Genomic DNA, 6,530 nt, shown 5'->3' with positions numbered 1-6,530 from the left:
CTTGCAGTCGAAATGACATTCTTTGTTTCGCCCAGACTTTTTGAGAAGTTACGGCCATAACAGATAACCGGTTAATTTTAAAATCAAATATTAAAAAAAAGGATATTGCAAACAACTATTTTGGACTTTGTGTTTTATATTTTTTCAGATTTAGATAAATTTACAGCAATACTGGCTGCAATTATGGGTATTGGCATATTCGCCCTGCTTGATGGCATTACCGGTTCGGTATTTATGATGCAGATTAAACACCACCAGCGCAAAGGCACTTTGCGTTAAAGAGATTTTTCAAGAATCATTTGATTTTAACTGCCACTGTGTATGATCATCTACAGTACTAATAAATGGAGGCAGCTATGAAGCGACTGCTCGCGACGATTTCCATATTTTTACTACCCTTATATAACGTGCGAGCTGAAATGGGGCCGATGCCAGGTGAAGAACGCTTTGCTAGTTCAATGCCGCAAGGACAGCAGACTATCGGCGCTGCTTTGGGATTCACCCAGATTGGCGAAGATAATTTTTTGCAGCTTACCCTTAAGAGTGAACTTAATCTTGGCCCGGTAGGCCTTGGGCTGCAAGTGCCGTTGCGTTTGCGTATGCCTCCTGATGATAAGGCAAATGATTACTATGGCATCATTCGTCGTGAAGATTGGGATCAAAAAAGCGAATTCTTACAAGTAATACGTTATGTTCGCTTAGGGCATAAACGCGATAATTTTTATTTACGGGTTGGCGAATTAGCCGCGGATATTGGACATGGCACTATCGTTAAAGGTTATATCAACAATCTTGATGCGGCGACATTTCGAGTTGGTTCCACCTTTGATGTAAATACTGACTATGGTGGTATCGAAACTTTAATTTCTGATCTTGGGTCAATTTACGATTCAAGCAATACTCGTTCACGTATTTTTGGTACTCGTGCCTACTTCAAACCGCTAGTATTAGTTGACCCAAGTGGCTTGTTAAATATTTTAGCAGTTGGCTTTAGTTTAGTTAGCGATGTCAATGCGCCAGCTATTTATAAAATGGCTGATACTAGTGGGCAATCTGGTAGTAGCGTGACAGCTACGCCTTTAGTTAAAAATGGTGCCTATGTAGTTGAGCAATCGATTAAAGCATCAGTTTATGGTTTTGATCTCGAAGTACAAGCCCTCCACACCGCTATTATCGACTTAATTCCTTACACTGATTTGAATTTTATCAATCAAGCTGGCTGGGGTTGGCACCTTGGTGTGCTAACCACTTTAAAAATGCCAATCGGCTTTTCATTGACTATTCCTATTCGTCTTGAATATCGCCGTTTTGCATCTGATTACTTACCTGCGTATTTTAACTCATTTTATGAAATTGAACGTTTCAGTTATAAATTTGATAACAAAGCAGCACCTAAAGTAGTAACGGTACGCAATTTGCCTTCAGGTAAAGGTATTAATGGCTTTTTAGGGGAGTTGGCTTTTGATTTTGTTGGGCTGTTTCAAATTGGTGCTAGCTATGAAGCCTATCAAGGCAGCTACCCTAATCTGCAAGTGTTTTTAAGTGTTCCGGCTCTTGAAGTTGTGCAATTTAAAGCATTTTATGCACGTACAAATATCGAAAATACCGAAGATATTTTTAAACTCGATAACCGTTCATACGCAGTGGCCCAGGCGCGTTATCAATTGGTTACCTATACCTATCTTGTTGGTCGCATAACGCAACAATGGGAATTAAATACTGATCCCAACTCACGAAATTATGGCAAGTATGAAAGTAAACGTGAGTGGAATGTAGGCATTGAAATAGCCGTAACTCTATAAGATTTTTAATGCCAAAATAATTTAAGTTTATAGCTTGAAAGCTATCGTTTTGCTTGCAGGATGCTTATAATGTGCATTGATGGCACACGAACATGACGATAATAATAATAACTTCAGCTGGCAAGGCGAAGGGGCAATAGCAACCGCCCAAGAACGCAAAGTTCAACGACCACGCTTATTTAAGGTGCTATTGCATAATGATGATTATACCACCATGGATTTTGTGGTGATGATATTAATGACGGTTTTTCGTCATTCTGAAATTAAAGCCGCTGAAATTATGTTACAAGTTCATCAAAAAGGCGTTGGTATTGCTGGTGTTTATAGCCATGAAATCGCTGAAACCAAAGCTGCTAAAGTTATTCGCATTGCCAGGGCTCATGAATTTCCCTTGCGTTGCTCAACGGAGCCCGAAACATGATTACCCGAGAGTTAGAGCTGACCTTTAATTTAGCGGTACGCGAAGCTGAACGCCGACGACATGAACTCGTCTGTCTTGAGCATTTATTGTTTGCTATGTGCCATGATAAATGGGCGATAAATATTCTTGAAGGCTGTGGCGCGGATATTAATGCTTTAAAAAAATCGCTTGAAGAATATCTAATTACACTTGAAGTCGTTTCACCTGGTGAGCGTTTAGATCTTGAACAAACCTTGGCGGTAACTCGCGTGCTGCGTCGTGCTGCAATTCACGTACAATCTGCCGGCAAGAAAGAAATAGACGCAGGTGATGTATTAGCGGCAATGTTTCATGAGCCTGATTCGCAAGCGGTATACTTACTGCGGCAGCAAGGAATAAACCGCCTTGATATTCTTGACTTCATTTCGCATGGTATTTCTAAAAATGGTGAGGGTGATTTAGGCGAATTTCCCAAAGTCGAAGAAGATGATACTGGTGATAGCCGCAACAAGCAGGATCCACTTGAAGCTTTTACTATTAGTCTAATTGCCAAGGCTGCCGCTGGCAAAATTGATCCGCTTATTGGTCGTCAGCAAGAGCTTGAACGAACGATTCATGTTTTATGTCGTCGCCGCAAAAATAATCCCGTGTTTGTAGGCGAACCGGGGGTTGGCAAAACAGCAATTGCCGAAGGTTTAGCTTTAGCGATTTACGAAGGGCGAGTTCCCGAACTTTTACGTAGTGCTGAAATTTATGCCCTTGATATGGGGGCGTTAATAGCAGGTACTAAATTTCGCGGTGAATTTGAACAGCGATTAAAAGCAGTAATTAAGGCGATCACCAATAAAGAAAACGCCATTTTGTTTATTGACGAAATACATACCATAGTGGGGGCTGGTTCAGTTTCAGGGGGCACGCTTGATGCTTCAAATATATTAAAGCCAGCGCTTGCTGCTGGAGATTTGCGCTGTATTGGTTCAACTACTTACAAAGAATTTCAAAATGCCTTTGAACGGGATCGGGCTTTGGCGCGACGTTTTCAAAAAATTGACATTAAAGAACCATCGGTAGCTGAAACCGTGTTAATTCTGCAGGGATTAAAAAAACAATACGAAGATCATCACGGTATTACCTATACTAACAACGCCGTTCGGCTTGCTGCTGAATTAGGGGCAAAATATATTAGTGATCGCTTCTTACCTGATAAAGCTATCGACGTACTTGATGAAGCTGGCGCGGCGGCTCGCTTGCTGCCTGCTTCAAAACGTCCTAAAAATATACGTACTAAAGATATTGAGAATATCGTAGCGCGTATGGCCAGAGTGCCATCGCGCACGGTCTCAACGTCTGATAAAGAGCGACTTGCTACTTTAGATCGTGACCTTAAACTGGTAATTTATGGTCAAGATAATGCCATTGATGCGATTTGTGCGGCGATAAAACTTTCGCGTGCCGGCTTAGCTCACCCTGAACATCCGGTGGGCAGCTTTTTGTTCTCAGGGCCAACCGGCGTTGGTAAAACTGAGTTGGCGCGTCAATTAGCCAAAGCCCTCGGAGTAGAACTTATTCGTTTTGACATGTCTGAATACATGGAAAAGCATACCGTGTCGCGTCTTATTGGTGCGCCACCAGGATATGTTGGTTTTGATCAAGGTGGGTTACTAACCGATGCGATCGTTAAAAATCCGCACGCAGTATTAATCCTTGATGAAATTGAAAAAGCCCATGCAGATATATTTAATATATTATTACAGGTTATGGACCACGCCACTCTTACTGATAACAATGGGCGTAAAGCTGATTTTCGCAATGTCACCTTGATCATGACCACCAATGCCGGTGCTTTTGATATGCAAGCCAATGCTATTGGTTTTGGTGAAGCGATGAGTGTTGGCAGCGAAAAACGCGCCATCGAAAAATTATTTCCCCCTGAATTTCGCAACCGTCTTGATGCATGGGTTACTTTTGCTCACTTAACGCCGCCAATTATCGAACAGGTGGTTGATAAGCTAATTTCTGAACTTGAAGCACAACTTGAATCTAAGCGGATTACGATTTCGCTTACCGACCAGGCGCGGCATTGGTTAGCGACTAACGGCTATGACCAAAAACATGGGGCGCGTCCCATGGCTCGTTTAATTGATACAAAATTGCGGCGCCAATTAGCTGATGAAATTCTCTTTGGCAAATTAACTAATGGTGGTGAAGTACAAGTCGACGAGAACACCGGTGAACTAGTACTTACTTGTGAACCGCGTGTTTAATTTATTTTTTGGATATTTTTTTAGGTTTCACCGCAATCTTAGAGCAGTTTCCTTTTGAATTGATCTACTGCGACACGACATACCTGCCTAAAGCTGGCGGCCTCGTCGTTTCGCTGCTCGAAATAGGTCCACTATTCCTGCGCTGCTCACTCCTCGGGCGCCACCTTCGGCTACGGTCTATCGTGTCTCGCTACGCTCACTTCAAAATGGAACTGCTCTAAAAGCAGATGGACAAAGTTTATTTAAGCCGCAATTTTTGCACAGTGGTCGACGTGCAATGCAAATTTGCCGACCATGATAAATCAACAGATTACTGAATAAAATCCAATCATCTTGGGGAACGATTGCCATTAAATCGCGTTCAATTTTAGGGGCCTCGCTGGCAGTTGATAGCCCAAGAAGTTGAGATAAACGCATTACATGAGTATCAACAACAATACCACTTTTAATGTCCCACACGGTGCCAAGCACTACATTGGCGGTTTTTCGAGCTACACCTGGTAGTTTTATTAAAGCCTCGATCGATTGTGGAACCTCACCATGGTATTTTTCAACCAACGCTTTACTCATGGCGCTAATATTTTTGCTTTTATTATGAAAAAAATTAACACGACTCACCAGATGTTCAATTTCAGCAAGCGGTGCTGCGGCCATAGCTGCTGGGGTAGGAAATTTTGCAAACAATTCAGGCGTAACTGTATTTATGGTTTTGTCATTAGCTTGAGCTGATAAAATTGTGGCAACTAACAATTCAAATGCATTGTGGTGAAAAAGCGCGCAAGTAGGGTTGGGGTAGAGCTCATGCAAGACCGCAATAATTTTGCTAACCTTTGTTTTAACTGCCATTGCCATAATGGCTGTGAGCGATATCCTTTTATGACGGATATAGCAAAGAATATAAATTATAAAGTTAATTTAAGGTTCAAGGCTGGCATTTATTGCAGAAGTCATTTTTTTAATGATAGTTATATCAACAACGCCATTGTCATCACTAAAAGTTTTTTTAAAGTTTTTTAGGCTGTTATAGACATCATTGTAAAGTGTCTTTTGCAGTTCAGGATGATTGATAGCCAACTGAGTTCGTTGGGCAATATACGCATTCATTAATGCTTTTTCATCAGGACTGTTACCGGTTTTTCCGTCTAAACTTGCGGCTAATTCTATTACATCATTTAAAGTTTTCATTTTAATATCTCTACTTTTTATTAATATATAGTGATTAAAAGTCATTGTTTTTGTTTCTTACTATTTAATATCGGTGAAATCCTTAAAGTGTTGCTAATTATTTTATAGTTAGGTGCACGTATAATTACAGTAAGCTGGGTATTTTAAATAATTGGTGGTATTTATCTTCTTGTTATTCTTGCAGAAACGTAAATATATAGTCTATTGGTTTTACATATAATTTTTATTATTACCGATTTAAAAGTTCATTTTTTAATAAAGTTAGGTTTGATTTGATCATGATCACAATTAAAATTTATTAAACTGCTATTTATCAAATTAGTTGACTGTTGGCTCTCTAAGGGTTAGTTGTCGGCCCCGGTGCCCTGGCCAACTTTAGCATTTTTGCCCAGGTAGCTCAGTTGGTAGAGCAGAGGACTGAAAATCCTCGTGTCGGTGGTTCGATTCCGCCCCTGGGCACCATCTTTGAAGTAAAATCAATCGTTTCTGATGAATCTGCCAATCCTTTATGTCTATCAAATCCATCGTTTGCATATGAGTCTGTGGCGTATTTGTGGTAATTAGGAACTATTGCGGCTAGGCGTTTTGCTAATTCATCGGTAGTTAATTTGCCATAAACACGCTCGACCATACGCGTATCAGCATGCCCCATAGCTGGTGCAATCAGCTCAAGTGGTACACCCGCTTGCCGCCACCAGTGTGAAAAAGTGCGGCGTAAATCGTTGGGAGAACAACGAGGGATACCACAACGCTTGCAAGCGACCTGTAACGGTGCCTGTAACGGTGCCACACGGTAAGTTCTCAATAAATACTGGCGAAACATGGGTGTCATCTCGAACGTAGTGAGAGATCTTTTTTATGCTTTTAAATATAAGATTT

The 6,530-nt window shown here is 41.0% G+C and carries 6 protein-coding genes, 1 tRNA gene and 1 pseudogene; 5 read left to right on the top strand and 3 right to left on the bottom strand.

Annotation, left to right across the window (positions count from 1 at the left end; genetic code table 11):
- Positions 1 to 129 precede the first annotated feature (129 nt).
- From JW841_09115 to clpA, 4 genes are all read left to right on the top strand, one after another.
- A complete protein-coding gene (locus JW841_09115) occupies positions 130 to 279 on the top strand; it encodes a hypothetical protein (GenBank protein MBN1961094.1) in 150 nt (49 codons plus the stop codon).
- 77 nt (positions 280 to 356) lie between these two features.
- Positions 357 to 1,802, top strand: coding sequence for a hypothetical protein (locus tag JW841_09110; protein ID MBN1961093.1), 1,446 nt, complete (start codon positions 357 to 359; stop codon positions 1,800 to 1,802).
- A gap of 79 nt (positions 1,803 to 1,881) precedes the next feature.
- The gene (locus JW841_09105; GenBank protein ID MBN1961092.1) at positions 1,882 to 2,223 is read left to right on the top strand and encodes an ATP-dependent Clp protease adaptor ClpS; all 342 of its coding nucleotides are present in this window, start codon (positions 1,882 to 1,884) and stop codon (positions 2,221 to 2,223) included.
- The gene (gene clpA, locus JW841_09100) at positions 2,220 to 4,466 is read left to right on the top strand and encodes an ATP-dependent Clp protease ATP-binding subunit ClpA (protein MBN1961091.1); all 2,247 of its coding nucleotides are present in this window, start codon (positions 2,220 to 2,222) and stop codon (positions 4,464 to 4,466) included. Before JW841_09105 ends, clpA begins: the two co-directional genes overlap by 4 nt.
- A gap of 201 nt (positions 4,467 to 4,667) precedes the next feature.
- Here the strand turns inward: clpA and nth are convergent, their stop codons facing one another.
- Together nth and JW841_09090 are read right to left on the bottom strand one after the other, a co-directional pair.
- Positions 4,668 to 5,318: an endonuclease III gene (gene nth, locus JW841_09095; GenBank protein ID MBN1961090.1), complete on the bottom strand. Its 651-nt coding sequence runs from the start codon at positions 5,316 to 5,318 to the stop codon at positions 4,668 to 4,670.
- Positions 5,319 to 5,381: 63 nt separating this feature from the next.
- Positions 5,382 to 5,651 carry a hypothetical protein gene (locus JW841_09090; GenBank protein ID MBN1961089.1) on the bottom strand — a complete coding sequence of 90 codons (270 nt, stop codon included), beginning with the start codon at positions 5,649 to 5,651 and terminating at the stop codon, positions 5,382 to 5,384.
- Positions 5,652 to 6,037: 386 nt separating this feature from the next.
- On the opposite strand from JW841_09090, the gene JW841_09085 reads away from it, so the two are divergent.
- Positions 6,038 to 6,113 (top strand) — tRNA-Phe (locus JW841_09085).
- 142 nt (positions 6,114 to 6,255) lie between these two features.
- Here the strand turns inward: JW841_09085 and JW841_09080 are convergent.
- Positions 6,256 to 6,483 (bottom strand): annotated as a pseudogene (locus JW841_09080) (tyrosine-type recombinase/integrase).
- Positions 6,484 to 6,530: the final 47 nt, after the last annotated feature.

It is taken from the genome of Deltaproteobacteria bacterium (genome assembly GCA_016931625.1).
In the GTDB taxonomy this organism is placed as follows: Bacteria; Myxococcota; XYA12-FULL-58-9; order XYA12-FULL-58-9; family JAFGEK01; genus JAFGEK01.
The sequence above is the reverse complement of the archived record's forward strand: the minus strand, read 5'-3'. Positions and strand labels throughout refer to the sequence as shown.